This is a genomic window from Streptomyces flavofungini, assembly GCF_041028215.1.
In the GTDB taxonomy this organism is placed as follows: domain Bacteria; phylum Actinomycetota; class Actinomycetes; order Streptomycetales; family Streptomycetaceae; genus Streptomyces; species Streptomyces flavofungini_B.
On sequence record NZ_JASKYR010001220.1, the window covers coordinates 1 to 1,646 of the forward strand.

Here is a 1,646-nt window from a genome sequence, read left to right on the forward strand (position 1 = left end):
GCTCCAGGGCGGGGGCCTGGGCGGCGAGGTGGCTCAGGACGTGGGCGCGCGTCCAGCCGGGCAGCCGGGAGGGCGCGGTCGCCTCGGCGTCACTCAGCCCGGCGACGGCCACCAGGAGCCGCTCGGCGGCGCGGTCGAGTTCGTCGAAGGCGGCGGGAGTGGGATCGATCTCCTTCAACGGGTGGCCTCCAGGAAAGCGTGGCCGGGCACCGGTCGGCCGGTGAGTCCGGCGAAGGCGACCGCGATACGGGTGAGTTGGGCGGCGATGTGCGGCAGGCGCACGGGATCGGCGGCGGCCAGGGCTTCGCGCTGCTGCTCCTCGTCCCCGTACAGCAGGCTGGTGGCCGCCTTGAAGCGCAGCGCCTCCGGGTCGTCGCCCAGGAGGTGGCCGCCCAGGACGACGACACCGGATTCCTCCAGGAGGCGCCGGGCCAGGGACGCGGAGTCGGTGACGCCGCGTGCGGCCAGCTCCGCGCGCATCGGGCCGAAGTCGGGGTAGACGTAGAAGGCGCCGGTCGGCGGGCGGCAGTCGGCGCCCGCGCCCAGGGCGATCCGGTGCACCGCCCGCGCCACCGCTCCGTGCAGACGGGCGGCGTCGCGCAGCCGCCCCACGACCTCCGGCGGCTCGGCGAAGGCGTACGCGGCGACGTGCTGCATGGGCCCGGCCAGCGTCGACCACAGCTCACTGGCGGCCGACACCACCCCGTCGCGCAGTTGCCGTCCCAGCTCTCCGGCGGGGAAGCGGGCGGCGCCGATGCGCCAGCCGCCGATACCCAGGCTCTTGGACAGGCCGGTGGTGATGACGGTGCGCTCGGGCGCGATCTCGGCGGGACTGAGGTAGGACGCGGCCGGGTAGTGCAGTACGTCGCGGTAGATCTCGTCGGAGATGATCACCAGGTCCTCGGCAGCGGCCACCTCGCAGACCTCGCGCACCAGGTCCGCCGGGGCGAGGGTGCCGGTGGGATTGTCGGGCAGCGTCAGGACCAGTGACCCCGGCTCGCGGCCCGTGGTGCGGGCCCGGGTGAGGGCGGTGCGCAGCGCCGCGGGCTCGGGTATGCCTCCGCAGCCCACGGGCACCGGCACTCCGATGGCCCGCTTCCCGGCGTACGCGGCCTGGGGAGCGTAGGTGTTCCAGGCGGGGGCGGGCAGCAGGACGTCGCCGGGAAGGGCGAGCTGCAGCGCCATCAGCAGCGGTTTGCTGCCCGGTGCCAGCACGATCTGATCGGCCCCGGTGGGCAGCGCGCGCCGGGCGAAGTAACCGGCGACGGCCTCGCGGGCCTCGGCGCGGCCCGCCACCGGCCCGTAGGAGGCCTGGCCCGCCCCGGCCGCGAGGGCGTCGGCGAGGCCGGGCAGCAGAGGCAGGCGGGCCTCGCCGAACGCCAGGTGCACCAGTGACTCTCCGGCGGCCCGGCGCTCGTGGACCAGTTGGTCGAGGGCCAGGTTGGGCGAGGGCGGGCGTGGGGGCAGGCCGGGCACGCGCGGAGTCCTTTCGGGATGTGTGGGCAGTTCAGTACGAGTCGGCGGGAGGGAGTGCGCTCACGCGCCGCCCGTCCCGGAGACAGGCGGCGCGCCACTCAGCGCGGCGGCCAGGTCCGGTGGGCACGACGGGTCGATCTCCAGGTCGTCGAGCCAGGCCGCGTCGGGGG

At 75.8% G+C, this 1,646-nt stretch carries 2 protein-coding genes; both read right to left on the bottom strand.

Annotated elements, in window-relative coordinates; translation table 11 throughout:
• On the bottom strand, positions 1 to 178 hold a 178-nt coding region (locus AB8Z36_RS39905), incomplete at its 3' end, for a maleylpyruvate isomerase N-terminal domain-containing protein (protein ID WP_369218253.1).
• A complete protein-coding gene (locus AB8Z36_RS39910) occupies positions 175 to 1,476 on the bottom strand; it encodes a pyridoxal phosphate-dependent aminotransferase (RefSeq protein ID WP_369218252.1) in 1,302 nt (433 codons plus the stop codon). The genes AB8Z36_RS39910 and AB8Z36_RS39905, both read right to left, overlap by 4 nt.
• Positions 1,477 to 1,646 lie beyond the last annotated feature (170 nt).